This is a genomic window from Streptomyces sp. NPDC090088, from assembly GCF_044747345.1.
Classification (GTDB): domain Bacteria; phylum Actinomycetota; class Actinomycetes; order Streptomycetales; family Streptomycetaceae; genus Streptomyces.
Genome location: NZ_JBIVDZ010000012.1, coordinates 88,445 through 104,403, shown reverse-complemented (window position 1 = coordinate 104,403; position 15,959 = coordinate 88,445). Strand labels below are relative to the sequence as shown.

The following is a 15,959-nucleotide window of genomic DNA, read 5'->3' as shown; positions in this document are numbered from 1 at the left end:
CTTTCCCGTTCCGCCAGTGGTCTGTACATGTCTGTCATGGGCACGCCAGACTGACCGGCGCACGCGCGTCCCACCCCCCAGATACCGAGGAGTAGGCTTCCATGCCCGCGTCCCCCCGGCAACGTTGTCGCGCAGGCCTGACCGCCCTGGTCGCCCTCGCCGCGACCTTCGTCCTTTCGGCCGGCCCGGCCTCCGCGGCCGACACCTGGACCGAGACCGGCTCCGACCGCGCCGACCCGCTCACCGAGAGCCAGGGCCTGACCTCGGTCGAGGTCCCGGCCAACAGCGCCAACCGGTACACCGGCATCGGCACCATCCCCGTCAGCGTCTCCAGCCGCGGCTGGAACCACGTCGGCGACCCCGACGAGTCCTACGACGGCTACTACGTCGAGCCCTACCAGGCGGACTCCGGCACCGCCAAGATGTACCGGGTGCAGGCCCCCGACGGCACCTGGTCGGAGTACACCCACACGCTCGCCTCCGGCGAGGCCCTCAACAACTCCTGGGACGCGATCTCGCCCGACAGCCAGTACATGCTCTCCGGCGAGTACGGCACGATGACCCGCTTCCTGGTCTTCCCGACCCCAGGCGCCAACAAGAGCACCTCGCCGTCCGCGAACCTCCCGCTGGCCTCCGTCGTCAACCTCGACCACGCCGTGCGCGACGTCCAGGGCTGCGACTTCTCCGGCGCCACCACGCTGCTGTGCTCCTCGGACGACCCGGACGGCAGCCTCTTCGGCTACACCAAGCCGCTGCTCCAGATCGACCTCTCCGCCCAGCCCGGCACCGGCAACGTCACCGGCCATGTCACCGCGCTGCGCCAGCTCCCGCTGCGCAGCTCCTGCTCCGGCAGCTTCGAGGCCGAGGGCATCGACTACGACCGGCGCACCGGCACCCTGCGCGTCATCGTGATGTCGCCCGGGTTCTGCGTCCTCACCGACAGCAAGACGTACAAGTTCACCCGGAGCTGAGCCCGCCCCGTCCGCCCGGACGGGTGGTGCGCCGCCCGGTAAACGGTGCTTTTCTGTTGGCATGGCGCGGTGCGCGGGGGTACCCGGGCCACCGCGCCATCGCCATGAGAGGAGCGATCACCATGGACCGTGTGCGTATGCACGAGGAACCCGTCTCCCTCGAGATCAGCGGATGCAGCAAGGAAGACGCCCGGATCGTGTTCGACGCGCTGTGCCAGTGCTTCGAGTCCGACCGGGTCGCCGAGGACGTGCCGCAACAGCTCCACGAGACCCGCCCGATGGTGTGGCTCGGCACGTTCGAGGTCACCGACGCCCACGAGTGCACCCCGCCGCCCCGGCTCTCGGCCACGGTCGAGGCCGACGCCCAGGGCGGCTACTGGGCGATCGACCGGCTCCGTACGACCCTCGACTCCCTCTTCACGGTCCGTAACCTGTCCTCCGCCTCGGGGGACCAGGAGCGGGAGCTGCATGTGCTGCTCGAAGGGCGGTGAGCGAGTCGGCGGGAGGGCCGGTGATATGTCACACACCACCACCCCAGGCCTTGTGCAACTAGTTGCATAAACCGTGCGCGGTCCTCTACAACTACGGTGACGACACCGCGCACGGAGGGCCCGATGAGCCGTTACCCGCACCTGCTGAAACCCCTCGACCTGGGCTTCACCACCCTGCCCAACCGCGTGCTCATGGGCTCCATGCACGTGGGCCTGGAGGAGGCCGAGCGCGGCTTCGAGCGGATGGCGGAGTTCTACGCCGCCCGGGCGCGCGGCGGCGTGGGCCTCATCGTCACCGGCGGTATCGCGCCCAACGACGAGGGCCGGCCCTACGAGGGCGGCGCCAAGCTCACCACCGAGGCGGAGGCCGACCGGCACCGCACGGTCACCGACGCCGTCCACCGCGCGGGCGGCCGGATCGCGATGCAGATCCTCCACTTCGGCCGCTACGCCTACCACCGGGACCTGGTCGCCCCCAGCCCGCTCCAGGCGCCCATCAGCCCCTTCCCGCCCCGCGAACTGACCGACGACGACGTCGAGCGCACCATCGACGACTACGTCCGCGCCGCCCGGCTCGCCCGGCAGGCCGGCTACGACGGCGTCGAGATCATGGGCTCCGAGGGCTACCTCATCAACGAGTTCGTCGCCGCCCCGACCAACCAGCGCACCGACCGCTGGGGCGGCTCGTACGAGAACCGGATGCGGTTCCCCGTCGAGATCGTCCGCCGGGTGCGCGAGGCCGTCGGCGCCGACTTCATCATCGTCTACCGCCTCTCCATGCTCGACCTGGTCCCCGGCGGCTCGACCTTCGCCGAGGTCGTCACGCTCGCCAAGGCCGTCGAGGCGGCCGGCGCGACCATCATCAACACCGGCATCGGCTGGCACGAGGCCCGTATCCCCACCATCGCCACCTCCGTGCCGCGCGGCGCCTACACCTGGGTCACCAGGAAACTGATGGGCGAGGTGTCCGTCCCGCTGGTGACCACCAACCGCATCAACACCCCCGAGGTCGCCGAGGAGTTGCTCGCCGACGGCTACGCGGACATGGTCTCCATGGCCCGCCCGATGCTCGCCGACCCCGACTTCGTCGCCAAGGCCGAGGCCGGCACGCCCGAGGCCATCAACACCTGCATCGGCTGCAACCAGGCCTGTCTCGACCACACCTTCAGCGGGAAGATCACCTCCTGCCTGGTCAACCCGCGCGCCTGCCACGAGACCGAGCTGATCCTCGCCCCGACCCGGCTGCGCAAGCGGGTCGCGGTCGTCGGCGCGGGCCCGGCCGGCCTCGCCTGCGCGGTCTCCGCCGCCGAACGCGGCCACGACGTCACCCTGTTCGACGCGGCGGGCGAGATCGGCGGCCAGCTGAACGTGGCCCGCAAGGTCCCCGGCAAGCAGGAGTTCGACGAGACCCTGCGCTACTTCCGCCACCAGCTCGACGCCCACGGCGTCGCCGTACGCCTGAACACGACCGTCGAGCCCGAGGACGTCACCGGCTACGACGAGGTCGTCGTCGCCACCGGCGTCACCCCGCGCGTCCCCGACATCGCGGGCATCGACCACCCCCGCGTCCTCGGCTACCTCGACGTGCTGCGCGACGGTGCCGCCGTCGGCGACCGCGTCGCGATCCTCGGCGCCGGCGGCATCGGCTTCGACGTCGCCGAGTACCTCACGGACGGCGGCGACAAGGCGAGCGAGGACCCGTCGACGTACTTCAGGCAGTGGGGCGTCGACATGGACTACCAGGGCCCCGGCGGCCTCGCCGCCCCCGAGCGCCCGGCGCCCCCGCGCACCGTGCACCTGCTCCAGCGCAAGACGAGCAAGGTCGGCGCGGGCCTCGGCAAGACCACCGGCTGGATCCACCGCACCGAACTCAAGCACCGCGGCGTCACCATGGTCCCGGGCGTGCGCTACGACCTGATCGACGACGCCGGACTGCATGTCACCGTCGACGGCGAGAGCACCGTCCTGGAGGTCGACACCGTCGTGCTGTGCACCGGGCAGGACCCGCGCCGGGACCTGTACGACGAGCTGGTCGCCGCCGGGTGCAGCGCGCACCTGATCGGCGGCGCCGACGTCGCCGCCGAACTGGACGCCAAGCGGGCCATCAAGCAGGGCACCGAGCTGGCCGCCGCCCTGTAGGGGGCGTCCCTAGGATGAGCCCATGTCACTCCCGCACGCGATCCTCACCGCCCTGCTCGAGAAGCCGTCGTCGGGGCTGGAGCTGACCCGCCGGTTCGACAAGTCGATCGCGTACTTCTGGTCGGCCACGCACCAGCAGATCTATCGCGAGCTGGGCCGGCTGGAGGCCGAGGGTCACATCCGCACCCTGCCGGCCGAACAGCCGGCCCGCGGGCAGAAGAAGAGTTACGAGGTCCTGCCCGCGGGCCGCGCCGAACTGGCCCGCTGGACCGCCGCCGCCCAGGACCCCAAGCCGCAGCGGGATGTGCTCCTGCTGCGGCTGCGGGCCGCCGCGGTCGTCGGCACCGCCGGCCTTGAGGCCGACCTGCGCCGCCATCTGGAGCTGCACCAGCGGCAGCTGGCCGAGTACGAGGAGATCCAGCAGCGCGACTTCCCGCCGGGCAGGGACGCCCCCGAGGACCGGCTGCGGCACCTGGTGCTGCGGGCCGGCCTCGACCTGGAGACCTTCTGGACGCAGTGGCTCACCCACGCCCTGGAGGAACTCGGCGAACTCCCCGGCACGCCGTAGCCGCGCCGCGCCCGCCCGTTCAGAGCCGGTACGGCTTCGAGCGCTTGCGCAGGTACCAGCCCGTGGCGATGACGCCCGAGCCGACCAGGGCCGCGCCGACGCCCAGGGTGAGCGGGCCGTAGTCCCGGGCGGCGCCGCCCAGGCCGCCCATCACGCCCCGGGAGGGCGCGGCCGACCTGGTGGTGGAGGAGGTCGTGGGGGCGGCGGGGGCGGACGAGACGATCACCGACTGGGTGCCCGCCGTACCGCCGTTGGAGCAGACGACGACCACCGTGTAGGTGCCCGGCGACACGCCCGACCAGGCGGCGGACTGGCTCACCGTGGTGCCCGCCAGCGCCACCTGCCGCCCCTGGGCGAAGGCCGTCTGGCCGCTGTTCAGCAGCGAGGCGTTGCCCCAGCTGCCGTTCGCCTGGGTGCAGGCGCTGGTGACCACCGAGACCGTGGTGCCGATGGTGCTCACCGAGATGCCCGTGACCGCGGCGGACGGGCCGGCGAGCCAGGTCGGGAGCGTGGCGGCGGCCGCCAGGGTCAGGCCGGAGCGGAGGAGAAGTCGTGTAGTACGCATTGGCTGCCCTCCGGCGGCACGGTTGGCGGAACGTCCCTTGCGCCGCCGAGGGTCGGGAAACGCCCGTGCTGCCTCGGGTTCAGCGAAGACGGCCGCGGCCCGTGCCGCACGCGGAGGGCGACCGGCCAGGTGAACTATTCCTCCGTCCGGCCCAGGCCCGGGTGCGGATCAGGGCCCCGTCGTCACGGTCCGCCGCGCCGACCACCCGCCCCAGGTCCCGTCCGGCAGCCGTGCCCGCAGCCGCACATGGTGCACGACACCATGGTCTCGCCCCACATAGAAGCTAGAGGTCGAACGGCCTTTCGGTGGTGTGCCGCCCCATACCAGCGAGGTGGTCGTACCGCCGTCGAGCTGGATCTGGTATTCGGTGATCACGCCGTCCGCGTGCGGCGGATCCCAGGCCAGATCGAGGTAGTAGGCCCCGTCCTCCTCGTGGCTCCCCGCGGTGAACCCGGTGGGCGCGGTGGCCCGGCCGTCGTCGGTGCCCGGCGTGCCGAGGCGCACCGCCGCGCTCGCGGGCGAGAGGTTGTCGGCCGCGTCCCGGGCCCGGACGGTGAAGACATAGCGGGTCCCCGGCCGCAGTCCCGTCACCACGGTCGCGGTCTGGTTCCCGCCCACACTGTGGATCCGGGCACCGCCCTGGTAGATGTCGTACGACGCCACCGCGCGGTCGTCCGTCGAGGCGTTCCACGACAGCTGCACCGCGCGGGTGCCCACCGCCCGGCCGGCCGCTCGCGCCGGGCGGGTCGGTGCCGAGCGGTCCGCCGCCACCGCCTCCGGCGTCGTCGCCCGCACCTCGCGGCTGCGCGGCCCGAGGCTGCCGTCCCCGCCCCGGGCCCGCACGGTGAAGACGTACACCGTGGACGGCTTCAGCCTGGTGACATCCACCATGTGCTGCGACCCCGGTACCTCACCGACCTTCGTGGTGCCGCGATATACCTCGTAGGCGCGGATGCCGGAACCGTCCGGCAGCGCGTTCCACATGACGTGCACGGTGGACGCGCTCCCGGCGGCCGCGGTGACCCCCGTCGGGGCACCGGGCAGCCGGCCGCTGTCGCCGTCGGCGCCGCCGCCCCAGCCGCAGGACGTCACCAACAGCAGGGCACAGACCACGACGACGACTCGGCGCACGGTTCCGCCTCCCCGGGGCCGACAGTACGGCAATGGTCCGGACCAATATGGCCTGCCCGGGATGCGGACATCAAGAGGGCCGTATTGGTGACGGCGGGCCGGAGTTACGTATGCTGAGGTTCCTGCGGCCGAACTTCCGGAGACAACACGGGAGTTCGCGCCTGTGGCGCGGAACGCTGTCGTCGCTGATCCCGCGCCGACGCGGGCGGCCGGGGTGGCCTGGGCCGGCATCGGCTCAGGGCTCCGGCCCCCCGGCGGATTCTCGCAGGGTGTCGGTTCGTTGCTCCGTACGGCCCTGAACAGCCCTTCGTTGCTTGGTCGGGCCGCCCCGACCCCACCAAATTGAGCCGGGTGACTTCTTGTCCCCCATCGAGAGGGTCCTTCATCGTGCGTGTCCAGTCGCTGACGCTGGCCGCGGCCGGCGCCGCCCTGCTCGCCCCGACCACCCTGCCCGTCCCCACCGCCGCGCTCGCGGCGTCCGGCGCGCGGCACCGGATCACCGCCTCCGCACTGCTGGACCGGGTGGCGGACTGCGCCCAGGTCTCCAAGGGCCGCTACCGCACCGACGCCTACACCGCCGCCACCGTCCCCGTGTGCGGCACCCGGCAGGCCGTCTTCTGGAAGGCCGACCTCGACATCGACTGCGACGGCCGGGCCACCGCCCACTGCAACCGCGCCGCCGACCCCGCGTTCACCGCCACCACCGCCTACCAGCAGTCCAACGGCCGTCACCTCAACGCGGAGACGCTGCCCTACATCGTCGTACCGGCGCCCAGCGGCCGCTGGGACCACCGCGCGTCCGGCGTCCGCGGCGGATCGGTCGCCGCGGTGATCTACAAGGACCGCGTGCAGTACGCCGTCGTCGGCGACACCGGACCCCGCGACATCATCGGCGAGGCCTCCTACGCCACCGCCCGCGGCCTCGGCGTCAACCCCGACCCCCGCGTCGGCGGCGTGCCCTCCGGCGTCACCTACATCGTCTTCAAGGACTCGACGGTCAAACCCATCGAGGACCGCGCGGCGGCGGAGGAGGAGGGGAAGCGCCTGGCGGCAGAGTTCATCGGGGTCGGGGACGACATCGGGGACGGGAACGGGGGCGGGAACGGGGCCGGCGCCGGGGACGGCGGCGCGGACGGGGACGGCGACGGGGACGGCTGACCACTGGTCGGCCTCTGCGCGGGGCCGACCGACGGGGCCGCTGCCCCGGACGTGGGTGCCTTCCGCTGCGCGGTCGACGTGGCGGTGGTGCCAGCCGTCGCGAGGGGGGCGCTGGGTCCCGGGTGGTCGTGCTTGCCGTCGGGGGCTGTCGCGGCGGTGGTGCTTGCCGTCGGTCGGTTGCCTCCTGGGCGGGGCGCCTGCTGTCGAGGGGGCGTCCCGGGCGGTGGTGCTCGTCGCCGGTCGGCTGTCCGACGGGCGGTGGTGATCGCTGTCGGGCGTTGCCCGCCCGGGTCCTGCCGTCGATCGGCTGCCCTGGACCGCAGCGCCGGGCGTCGGGTGCGGGGCGGCATCCCCGGCCGGAGTCGCCTGTGGGCGGGCGGCCTTCGTCGGGGCCGCCCGCCCGGGTCGCGGGCCCGCGACGGTCAGACGGCCGCCCAGCCGTTGTCGACGGGGAGGATCGCGCCGTTGATGTTCGCGGCGGCGTCGGAGGCCAGGAAGAGGATGGCGGCGGCCTGTTCCTCGGGCTGGGCCACGCGGCCGACGTTGCCGAAGTAGGGGCCGAGCGCCTTCGGGCCGTGCGCCTCGCCGTCGATGTCGGGGATCATGCCCGTCGCCGTACCGCCGGGGGCGATGGCGTTGGCCCGGATGCCCTGGTCGCGGTACATCACCGCGAGGTTCTTGGTCAGGCCGACCACGCCGTGCTTCGAGGCCGTGTAGGCCGCGCCCGCCGCGCTGCCGCGCAGGCCGGCCTCGGAGGCGGTGTTGACGATCGCACCCCGGCCGGCCGCCAGCATGTGCGGCAGCACCGCGCGGGTGAGCAGGAACGGCGCGGTGAGGTTGACCCGTATGACGCGCTCCCACTCCGCGTCGCTCACCTCGCCCAGCGCCGACATGCGGTCCATGATCCCGGCGTTGTTCACCAGCACGTCCACCCCGCCGAACCGCTCCACGGCGGTCGCGACCACCTGGTCCACCACGGACTGCTCGCTGAGGTCGCCGGTGACGGCCACCGCCGTACCGCCCGCCGCCTCGATCTCCTTGACCACCGCGCCCGCGCTCTCGGCGTTGAGGTCGGCGATCAGGACCCGGGCGCCCTCCGTGGCGAAGGCCAGGGCGGTGGCCCGCCCGATGCCCGATCCCGCGCCGGTGACGATGACGCCGCGCCCGTCGAGTCCGCTGGCCATGTGGTGCTCCCATCCGGTGGTTCGTGGGCGCGCCGCGCCCGGTTACGGGCACACCATACGACTTAATGTCTGTGAGTGACATAAACTGGCGGGCGGAATTTCCCGGTCCAGCGGCAGCTTGGGCAGAATGCCGATCATCAGGCACCGGCAACGGCACCGGAGGAGCAGATGACCGCAGCAGCGGGACGCACGGGACGGCCGCCCCTGACCGAGGAGCGCAAGGCCGAGATCAGACTGGAGATCGCCCGCGCCGCGGTGGACCTGTTCGTCACCCAGGGGGTGACCGCGACGACGGGCGAGCAGATCGGCCAGGCGGTCGGGGTCTCGGCGCGCACGGTCTGGCGCTATTTCCCGAGCAAGGAGGCCTGCGTACGGCCGCTGTTCACGGCCCGCATCGACGCGGTCGCCGACTGCCTGCGCGACTGGCCGCCCGGGCAGTCCCTTGAGCAGGTCTTCGAGAGTTCCGTACCGGCCGACAGCCGTCTCGTGCAGGGCCCCGACAGCGCCACCATCGGCGCCCTGGTCCGGCTGACCCGCGTCGAGCCGGGACTGCGCGCGGAGTGGCTCCAGACGTACGACGAGGCCGAGCCGGCGTTCGCCCGCGCCCTCGCCGAACGCGCCGGACTGCCCGCCGACGACGTGCTGCCGAAGATCCAGGCGGCCATGTTCAACGCGGCGCTGCGCGCGGCCGTCGAGCACTACGCCTGGCACGTCGCCGACGAGGCGACGGACGCGGTCACGGCGGAGGCCGAGCTCACGGCGATCGTGCGCTCGGCCCTGACCGTGGTGGCGGCCGGTCTCGCCTAGCGAGCCGACCTTTCCGCCGGTCCGGGCTCTGCGGGATGTCCCGCGGAGCCCGCAGAGGTTGTCGCAGCGCCCGCGGGGGTTCTCTCGGGCCTCGCGGGGGTTCTGTCAGCTCTCGCGGATGTGCGCTCGGACCTCGCGGGTATCCGCTCAGACCTTGCGGTAGGTGTACGCCTCGGCGGCGGCCGCCTCCACCGCGTCCAGGTCGGCGCCGGTGGTCGCGGTCACCACCGCGGCCACCGCGCCCTCGACGAACGGGGCGTCCACCAGCCGGGTGCCGTCCGGGAGTTCGTCGCCCTCGGCGAGCAGCGCCTTCACGGTGAGCACCGCACTGCCGAGGTCGGTGAGGACGGCGACCCCGGCGCCCCGGTCCACGGCCGCGGCCGCGGCGGCGATCAGCTCGGCGCTGGTGCCGAGCCCGCCGCCCTCGGTACCGCCCGCGGGCGCGACCGGCACCGCTGTGCCGCCTCCCGCCAGGCTCTTGGCCAGCTCCGCCACGGACGCGGCGACCTCCGCGCTGTGCGACACCAGCACGATCCCGACCAGCCTGTCGTCACTCACCGGCGGCCTCCTCCAGTGCGGCGACGAGCAGCGCCGACGAGGTGGCGCCCGGATCCTGGTGGCCGATGCTGCGCTCGCCCAGATAGCTGGCCCGGCCCTTGCGGGCCTGCAGCGGGGTCGTGGCCTCCGCCCCCTGCTCGGCGGCGGCCCGCGCCGCGCCGAAGCCGTCACCGAGCGCGTCGACGGCGGGCACCAGGGCGTCGATCATCGTCTTGTCCCCGGGCGCCGCCCCGCCGAGCGCCATGACCTTGTCCACGCCCGCCCGCAGCGCCTCGGCGAGCTGTGCCTCGCTGACCTCGGCCGCGTCGCCGAGCGCCTTGCCGGTGCTGCGCAGCAGCGTGCCGTAGAGCGGTCCCGACGCGCCGCCGACCGTGGAGATCAGCCGGCGCCCGGCGAGTGCCAGGACGGCTCCCGGGGTGTCGGGGGCCTCCTTCTCCAGCGCGGCCACCACCGCCTTGAACCCGCGCTGCAGGTTGCTGCCGTGGTCGGCGTCCCCGATGGGGGAGTCGAGGGCGGTGAGCCGCTCCGCCTCACGGTCGACGGAGGCGGCGGTCGCCGCCATCCAGCGGCGGAAGAAGTCGGCGTCGAGCACGGGATCTCCTTGCGTTGCGGTACGGGCGCGGGTCGGTGCTGTCTCGGTCGCTCACATCCCCCAGCGCAGGCCGGGCGTCTTCACCGGCGCGTCCCACAGCCGCAGCAGGTCCTCGTCGACCTGGCAGAGGGTGACCGAGGCGCCGGCCATGTCCAGGGAGGTGACGTAGTTGCCGACCAGGGTGCGGGCCACGGTCACCCCGCGTTCGGCCAGCACCCGCTGGACCTCGGCGTTGAACCCGTACAGCTCCAGGAGCGGGGTCGCGCCCATGCCGTTGACCAGGACGAGTACCGGGTTGCGCGGGGTCATGTCCTCCAGGATGGCGTGCACCGCGAAGTCGGCGATCTCGCCGGAGGTCATCATGGCCCGCCGCTCCCGGCCCGGCTCGCCGTGGATGCCGATGCCCAACTCCAGCTCCCCGGGCGGCAGATCGAAGGTCGGGGTGCCCTTGGCCGGGGTCGTGACGGCGCTGAGGGCGACACCGAAGCTGCGGGAGTTCTCGTTCACCTGGCGCCCGATGGCCTCCACCCGCTCCAGCGGCTGGCCCTCGGCCGCCGCGGCGCCCGCGATCTTCTCCACGAACAGGGTGGCACCGGTGCCGCGCCGGCCCGCGGTGTAGAGGCTGTCGGTGACGGCAACGTCATCGTTGACCAGCACCTTCGCGACCTGGATGCCCTCGTCCTCGGCGAGTTCGGCGGCCATGTCGAAGTTGAGCACGTCACCGGTGTAGTTCTTCACGATGAACAGCACGCCGGCCCCGCTGTCCACGGCCGCGGCGGCCCTGGCCATCTGGTCCGGGACGGGGGAGGTGAACACCTCGCCCGGGCAGGCGGCCGACAGCATTCCGTGGCCCACGAATCCACCGTGCAACGGCTCGTGCCCCGAGCCACCACCGGAGACCAGTGCGACCTGCCCGGCGACGGGGGCGTCCCGTCGTACGATCACCCGGTTCTCCACGTCCACGGTGAGGTCGGGATGAGCCGCCGCCATCCCCCGCAGCGCGTCCGCCACCACGGTCTCCGGAACGTTGATCAACATCCTCATGTGGTCCTCCAAGAGACGTTACCAGACTAGTCTCTGACCTGCCTTTTCGCAGTTCAGAGCAGGTTTCCGCAGTTCTTGACCCTGGCGGTCCGCAGCGGTCCACAGCGGGTTGTGGCGAGGCCGATGCCGACTCAATGTTGACTTTGGTGACTCTTCGTCAGGCGTAGGTGGCGGACGGGACCGCGAGCGGCGCAGTTCTTCTCAGCGCAGTATCGACCTTGTGCGCGCGAAGGTCACCTGGGCGGACTCGGGAAGCGCACTTGAGACGCTGAAAGGTCGGGCCACTCGGCGAGGCCGGTGTCAGACGTCCCCACGGGCCGGGATGCGCAGGCTCACCTCGTAGCCGCCGTTCGGGGTGGGGCCGGATTCGAGGGTGGCGCCGAGGAGTTCGGCGCGTTCGCGCAGGCCGATCAGACCCTGCTGGGAGCCGGGGAGGGGGAGTGAGGGGCGGGTGGAGGGTGTGTTGATGACGGTCACGCCGAAGGAGTCGCCGTCGGCGGTGTGCCACAGGTGGACGGCGGCGCGGGCGCCGGGCGCGTGTTTGCGGACGTTGGTGAGGGCTTCCTGGACGGTGCGGTAGACGGCGCGCTGCGCGGTGGTGCTGACGTCGGAGGGGATCTCGCCGGTGAGCTCGGCATCGATACCGCTGGTCGTGACGAGCCTGTGGAGGTCGGCGAGGGTGGGCTGAGGGGTGAGCTCGGTGGACCGCCCGCCGGAGGCGCGCAACAGGGTGACCATGTGCCGCAGTTCGTCGAGGGTGTCGACGCTGAGGGACCGGATGGTGCGGGCGCCCTCCTTGAAGTCCGGTTCCCTGGCCGCGACCTGGAGTGCGCCGGCCTGTACCGCGATCAGGCTGACCTGGTGGGAGACGACGTCGTGCATCTCCCGGGCGAGCTGGGCGCGTTCTCGGGCCAGGACCGCCTGGGAGTGCAGCAGGCGCTCGTGCTCGCGTGCCTCCTCGATCTCGACGAGCCGGCGGGCCAGGTCCCCGCGCGTCTGGACGAGTTGGCCCAGCAAGACGGGAGCGGCGGCGGTGGCGAGAGTGTAGAAGAAGTAGATCAGGGTCCAGGTGCGTTCGTGCGAGGAGAGGTCGTTCAGTGGCCAGGGGGCCGCGGAGGCTACGGCGAACAGCACGGCGCAGACGACGAGCAGGCGGCGGTCACGAGAGCGTTCGGCCAGGGTGAACAGGGCGGCGAACGGGGCGAAGACGATGTCCAGCATGAGGCTGGCGGGAAGGGTGAGCAGGAACACCGGGAGCGGGAAGCGCCGCCGCAGGACGAGCGCGGCGCAGGCCACCGCGGCCATGCCCTGCGCGACGCGGCTCGCGTCCTCCAGACTCAGCAGGACGTCCACGACGGCGACCGCCACGACCACGGCGTCGACGACCGGATCGGGGATCCGGGCCCACCATGCCCCGGGTGCGGGTGCGGGTGCGGGTGCGGGTGCGGGTGCGGGTGCGGTCATCGCCCGGAATCCGGGTGCCGTCGTCCGGCGTCGAGAAGTCCGGCCCGCTGCGCGAGCAGCGCCGCCTGCACCCTGCTGCCGACCCGCAGCTTGGACAGGGTCGCGCTGACGTGGTCCTTGACCGTGCCCGCGCTGAGGTGGACCCGCGTACCGATCTCGGCGTTGGACAACCCCTCCGCGATCAGCACGAGCACCTCGCGCTCGCGCCTGGTGAGCAGGTCGACGCGGGCGGCCTCCGCGTCGTCGGCGCCCGCCGCGCCGGGGTGACCGCGCCAGACGGCACGGGACGCCTTGGGCGACAGCACCACCCCGCCCGCGGCCAGGGTGCGAACGAGCTGGGCGAGCTGGTCGGGCTCGGTGTCCTTGAGCAGGAAGCCGGCCGCGCCGGAACGCAACGCGGTGACGATGTACTCGTCGGCGTCGAAGGTGGTCAGCATCGCCACCACCGGCGGCTCCGGGAGCGCGCGCAACTGCCGCAGCACGGTCAGCCCGTCCACGTCCGGCATCCGGATGTCAAGCAGCACGACGTCCGGACGCTCCCGTCGTACGGTGTCGACTGCCTCGGCACCGGTCGCGGTCGCGACGACCTCGATGTCGCCGGCCGCGCTCAGGATCAGTTCGAAGCCGGAGCGCACCAGCGCCTCGTCGTCCACCACCGTGACCCGGATCACGTGCGCTCCGCCTCGTCGTCGTCATGCGTACGTCTTGGGCCGCACGTCGATGTTGATTGCCATCGGTGCGATGGTAGAGCGGGAACTGCCTGGTGGAGCGGTTGGTCGGGACACTCCCGCCAACCGGGGGGTGGGTTCCCGCCGCACGGGGGAGTCGTGGCGCGGTCGGCGGACGGGTCGTTCCGGCAGGGCTGTACGACGCCTGATGACTGCGGATCACGGCCGATGCGTCGCCCCTTGCCGCACGGGACCGGGCACATCATCGCCCGGCGCGCTGTGTGCCGACCGGCCGGGCGGCTGACGGCCCCCTGCCCGGCTGGTCCTGCCCCGCCGGGTGGCGGGGCAGGACCGGACAGTCGCCGGATACTGCGGGCCGGGGCTGTTCACCAGCCTGGAACCATGACCCAGCACACAGACGATCCGGCGCCCAAGGCGTCGGTCACCGCCCGCCCCGGAGCCATCGGGAACAGCCCGTCCACGGCTTCCGAGACCGGACGAGTCCCGCTCGGCCGCCTGATCGGTGTGGACCTGGCCCGGGGGCTCGCGGTCTTCGGCATGTACGCGGCCCACGTCGGCCCCGACCCGTCCGAGGGTGGTGTCACCGGGCACCTGATGGAGTTGGCGCACGGCCGTGCCTCCGCCCTCTTCGCCTTCCTGGCCGGATTCTCGATCATGCTGATGACCGGCCGCCGTAGCCCCAGGACGGGCCGGGCGGGCCGTCAGGCGGTCGCCAAGGTGGTGATCCGGGCGCTCGTCCTGCTGGTGCTGGGCACCGCGCTGACCATGACCGGCACCCCGGTCGAGGTGATCCTCGCCTTCTACGGCCTGTACTTCCTGCTGGTCCTGCCGCTGTACCGGCTCGGCGCCCGCTCGCTGACGATCGTCGCCGCGGCGAGTGCGCTGGTTCTGCCACAGGTGCTGTATGTCATCCAGCACGCGCTGCCCGCGGACGGCGCCACCGGCATCTGGGCCTGGCCCGCGGATGCCGACGGCATCGTCTCGCTGTTCTTCACGGGCAGCTACCCGGCCCTGAGCTGGGTCCCGTTCGTCATCGCCGGCATGGCGGTGGCCCGCCTCGACCTCGCCGCCACCGCCGTGCGGACCCGCCTGGCGATCACCGGCGTCGCGCTGGCCGTGCTCGGCTACGGCGGTTCCTGGCTGACCCTGCACCTGGTCCCCGGCACCCTGACGAAGCTGAGTGCCGGCGGCTGGGGCGAGGGCGGATCGGCCGCGTCGGCCTGGTGGTCCGACACCTGGGGCTACCCCGACGGCAGCACCCCGGCCGGGCTCCTCGTGGCCTCGCCGCACAGTGAGACGACCCTGTCCGTCATGGCCAACACCGGGGTGGCGATCGCGGTTCTGGTCGGCTGCCTCGCCGCCGTGGACGCCTTCCCGCGCTTCCACCGCTTTGCCCGCCCGGTGATCGCGGTCGGCTCGATGTCCCTGACCGCCTACGTCTTCCACATCGTCGGCATCCACTTCCTCGGCATCGAGGAACTGCCCGGACCCGGCCTCCACGTGCTGCTCGGCTTCATCGTGTCCGTGACCGTGTTCGCCACCCTGTGGTCGCGGTACTTCCGCCGAGGCCCGCTGGAGTGGCTGCTCGGAAAGGCCACCAAGGCCGCCGAACTGATCCGCTGACCCGTCGCCGGGCGGGCCGCGGCACTCCCGCGGCCCGGCCCGGCTCGGCCGTCAGGCGTCGGATCAGCCCCGAGGAGACCCACCTCCATGTCGTGAGGTCATCCGGCTGCGGGCAGCGACCAGCCGTCGACGCCGTCGAGATCCGCCACGGCCCGGACACCGCCGTGCCCACCAGGCAGGGCCGTGCCCACCAGGCAAGGCCGTGCCGATCAGGCAAGTCCGTGCGGCCCGAGTCGTCTCACGGCCGACGCGTTCCGGCGGATGCACCGGTCGCCGTCGCCCGGATCGCCTGGATGTGCAGGTCGACCTGGGTGGCGAAGAGGAGGTCCGGGTCGCTGTCGATGGCGAGGGCCGGCATCCGGGAGGCGCGGGGCTCGGCGCGGGCCACGTTGGCGTAGAGGGCGGCGAGAGCGGCGTCGTCCTTGCGGCGGGTGTCCTCGTCGAGGGACTCGCGCATGGCGTCGACCGTGTTCAGGCCCATCATGGTGTCCGTGAACAACTCGTAGTGGAAGAGCGCCTGTTCCTGGGTGAGCCCGGCGTCCAGGAGGAGCCGGAGGATGGCCAGGGCGATGCCCTGGTCGCCGGGGCCGCCCGTGTTGCGGTAGCCCAGCCAGGCGAGGGTCACCGCGTGCCGGCGGCCCACCTCCCGGCCGAGCTGGGCGATCTGGTGCAGGTCGGCGGCCCAGTCCCCGCTGGGGGTGAAGCGGTCGGTCATCTCCACGAAGATCTGGTCGGCCAGAGCGAGCATCAGCTCGTCCTTGTCGCGGAAGTGCCGGTAGAGCGCCGTGGCGACGACACCGAGGCGGGCGCCCAGCGAGCGGAAGGACACCTCGGCCGGGCCCTGGGCGGTGCTGATCTCCACGGCCGCCTCGATGATCTGCTCCCTGGTGAGCGTGCTGCCACGGCGTCGTCCCCCGCTGGTTCCTGCCGCTCCCATGGACTTCCCCTCCGCTGCCGGTCGTTCCTGCGGTGATC

General features: G+C 72.6%; 16 protein-coding genes. 7 read left to right on the top strand and 9 right to left on the bottom strand.

All coding sequences use genetic code 11. The annotated features are described in order from the left end of the window. The first annotated feature begins 101 nt into the window (after nt 1-101). The 4 genes from ACIPSJ_RS45085 (at nt 102) to ACIPSJ_RS45070 (ending at nt 4,169) form a co-directional block, all read left to right on the top strand. On the top strand, nt 102-971 hold the full coding sequence (locus ACIPSJ_RS45085; protein ID WP_401355006.1) for a hypothetical protein: 870 nt from the start codon (nt 102-104) through the stop codon (nt 969-971). Nucleotides 972-1,093: 122 nt separating this feature from the next. Further along, nucleotides 1,094-1,462, top strand: coding sequence for a hypothetical protein (locus ACIPSJ_RS45080; protein WP_359224101.1), 369 nt, complete (start codon nt 1,094-1,096; stop codon nt 1,460-1,462). 123 nt (nt 1,463-1,585) lie between these two features. After that, nucleotides 1,586-3,601, top strand: a complete 2,016-nt coding sequence (locus ACIPSJ_RS45075; protein ID WP_359224103.1) for an NADPH-dependent 2,4-dienoyl-CoA reductase — start codon at nt 1,586-1,588, stop codon at nt 3,599-3,601. Nucleotides 3,602-3,623: 22 nt separating this feature from the next. After that, entirely contained in the window at nt 3,624-4,169 is a 546-nt protein-coding gene (locus ACIPSJ_RS45070; RefSeq protein ID WP_359224105.1) for a PadR family transcriptional regulator, read from the top strand. Nucleotides 4,170-4,188: 19 nt separating this feature from the next. Here the strand turns inward: ACIPSJ_RS45070 and ACIPSJ_RS45065 are convergent, their stop codons facing one another. Next, nucleotides 4,189-4,734: a hypothetical protein gene (locus tag ACIPSJ_RS45065; RefSeq protein ID WP_359224106.1), complete on the bottom strand. Its 546-nt coding sequence runs from the start codon at nt 4,732-4,734 to the stop codon at nt 4,189-4,191. A gap of 168 nt (nt 4,735-4,902) precedes the next feature. Further along, nucleotides 4,903-5,865 (bottom strand): fibronectin type III domain-containing protein, encoded by a 963-nt coding sequence (locus ACIPSJ_RS45060; RefSeq protein ID WP_401355002.1) that lies wholly within the window; start codon nt 5,863-5,865, stop codon nt 4,903-4,905. 387 nt (nt 5,866-6,252) lie between these two features. Between ACIPSJ_RS45060 and ACIPSJ_RS45055 the strand changes: the two genes are divergently transcribed. Next, complete coding sequence (locus ACIPSJ_RS45055; protein WP_401355000.1) at nt 6,253-7,023, top strand: glycoside hydrolase family 75 protein; 771 nt, start codon at nt 6,253-6,255, stop codon at nt 7,021-7,023. 422 nt (nt 7,024-7,445) lie between these two features. Here the strand turns inward: ACIPSJ_RS45055 and ACIPSJ_RS45050 are convergent, their stop codons facing one another. Beyond that, entirely contained in the window at nt 7,446-8,207 is a 762-nt protein-coding gene (locus ACIPSJ_RS45050; RefSeq protein WP_359224112.1) for a glucose 1-dehydrogenase, read from the bottom strand. 168 nt (nt 8,208-8,375) lie between these two features. Here ACIPSJ_RS45050 and ACIPSJ_RS45045 point away from each other — a divergent pair, with 168 nt between their 5' ends. Beyond that, a complete protein-coding gene (locus tag ACIPSJ_RS45045) occupies nt 8,376-9,014 on the top strand; it encodes a TetR/AcrR family transcriptional regulator (protein ID WP_359224114.1) in 639 nt (212 codons plus the stop codon). Between the two features lie 147 nt (nt 9,015-9,161). On the opposite strand, the gene ACIPSJ_RS45040 is transcribed toward ACIPSJ_RS45045, so the two are convergent. The 5 genes from ACIPSJ_RS45040 to ACIPSJ_RS45020 all read right to left on the bottom strand — a co-directional run bounded on the left by ACIPSJ_RS45040 (nt 9,162) and on the right by ACIPSJ_RS45020 (nt 13,343). Next, nucleotides 9,162-9,572 carry a PTS fructose transporter subunit IIA gene (locus ACIPSJ_RS45040; protein ID WP_359224116.1) on the bottom strand — a complete coding sequence of 137 codons (411 nt, stop codon included), beginning with the start codon at nt 9,570-9,572 and terminating at the stop codon, nt 9,162-9,164. Next, nucleotides 9,565-10,164, bottom strand: coding sequence for a dihydroxyacetone kinase subunit DhaL (gene dhaL / locus ACIPSJ_RS45035; RefSeq protein WP_393543014.1), 600 nt, complete (start codon nt 10,162-10,164; stop codon nt 9,565-9,567). Before dhaL ends, ACIPSJ_RS45040 begins: the two co-directional genes overlap by 8 nt. A gap of 51 nt (nt 10,165-10,215) precedes the next feature. Further along, nucleotides 10,216-11,208, bottom strand: a complete 993-nt coding sequence (gene dhaK, locus ACIPSJ_RS45030; RefSeq protein ID WP_359224120.1) for a dihydroxyacetone kinase subunit DhaK — start codon at nt 11,206-11,208, stop codon at nt 10,216-10,218. 300 nt (nt 11,209-11,508) lie between these two features. Next, the gene (locus tag ACIPSJ_RS45025) at nt 11,509-12,672 is read right to left on the bottom strand and encodes a sensor histidine kinase (RefSeq protein WP_401354995.1); all 1,164 of its coding nucleotides are present in this window, start codon (nt 12,670-12,672) and stop codon (nt 11,509-11,511) included. Then, complete coding sequence (locus ACIPSJ_RS45020; protein WP_401354992.1) at nt 12,669-13,343, bottom strand: response regulator; 675 nt, start codon at nt 13,341-13,343, stop codon at nt 12,669-12,671. The genes ACIPSJ_RS45025 and ACIPSJ_RS45020 overlap by 4 nt, the downstream gene beginning before the upstream one ends. Nucleotides 13,344-13,742: 399 nt before the next feature. Here ACIPSJ_RS45020 and ACIPSJ_RS45015 point away from each other — a divergent pair, with 399 nt between their 5' ends. Continuing rightward, nucleotides 13,743-14,984 carry a DUF418 domain-containing protein gene (locus ACIPSJ_RS45015; protein WP_401354989.1) on the top strand — a complete coding sequence of 414 codons (1,242 nt, stop codon included), beginning with the start codon at nt 13,743-13,745 and terminating at the stop codon, nt 14,982-14,984. Between the two features lie 238 nt (nt 14,985-15,222). Here ACIPSJ_RS45015 and ACIPSJ_RS45010 read toward each other — a convergent pair whose 3' ends face one another. Then, the gene (locus ACIPSJ_RS45010; protein ID WP_401354987.1) at nt 15,223-15,921 is read right to left on the bottom strand and encodes a TetR/AcrR family transcriptional regulator; all 699 of its coding nucleotides are present in this window, start codon (nt 15,919-15,921) and stop codon (nt 15,223-15,225) included. Between the last annotated feature and the right edge of the window lie 38 nt (nt 15,922-15,959).

Bases quoted from the DNA above. Each gene is read 5' to 3' on its own strand.
- ACIPSJ_RS45085 (WP_401355006.1), top strand. From the start codon at position 102: ATGCCCGCGTCCCCCCGGCAACGTTGTCGCGCAGGCCTGACCGCCCTG.
- ACIPSJ_RS45080 (WP_359224101.1), top strand. From the start codon at position 1,094: ATGGACCGTGTGCGTATGCACGAGGAACCCGTCTCCCTCGAGATCAGC.
- ACIPSJ_RS45075 (WP_359224103.1), top strand. From the start codon at position 1,586: ATGAGCCGTTACCCGCACCTGCTGAAACCCCTCGACCTGGGCTTCACC.
- ACIPSJ_RS45070 (WP_359224105.1), top strand. From the start codon at position 3,624: ATGTCACTCCCGCACGCGATCCTCACCGCCCTGCTCGAGAAGCCGTCG.
- ACIPSJ_RS45065 (WP_359224106.1), bottom strand. From the start codon at position 4,734: ATGCGTACTACACGACTTCTCCTCCGCTCCGGCCTGACCCTGGCGGCC.
- ACIPSJ_RS45050 (WP_359224112.1), bottom strand. From the start codon at position 8,207: ATGGCCAGCGGACTCGACGGGCGCGGCGTCATCGTCACCGGCGCGGGA.
- ACIPSJ_RS45045 (WP_359224114.1), top strand. From the start codon at position 8,376: ATGACCGCAGCAGCGGGACGCACGGGACGGCCGCCCCTGACCGAGGAG.
- dhaK (WP_359224120.1), bottom strand. From the start codon at position 11,208: ATGAGGATGTTGATCAACGTTCCGGAGACCGTGGTGGCGGACGCGCTG.
- ACIPSJ_RS45025 (WP_401354995.1), bottom strand. From the start codon at position 12,672: ATGACCGCACCCGCACCCGCACCCGCACCCGCACCCGCACCCGCACCC.
- ACIPSJ_RS45015 (WP_401354989.1), top strand. From the start codon at position 13,743: ATGACCCAGCACACAGACGATCCGGCGCCCAAGGCGTCGGTCACCGCC.
- ACIPSJ_RS45010 (WP_401354987.1), bottom strand. From the start codon at position 15,921: ATGGGAGCGGCAGGAACCAGCGGGGGACGACGCCGTGGCAGCACGCTC.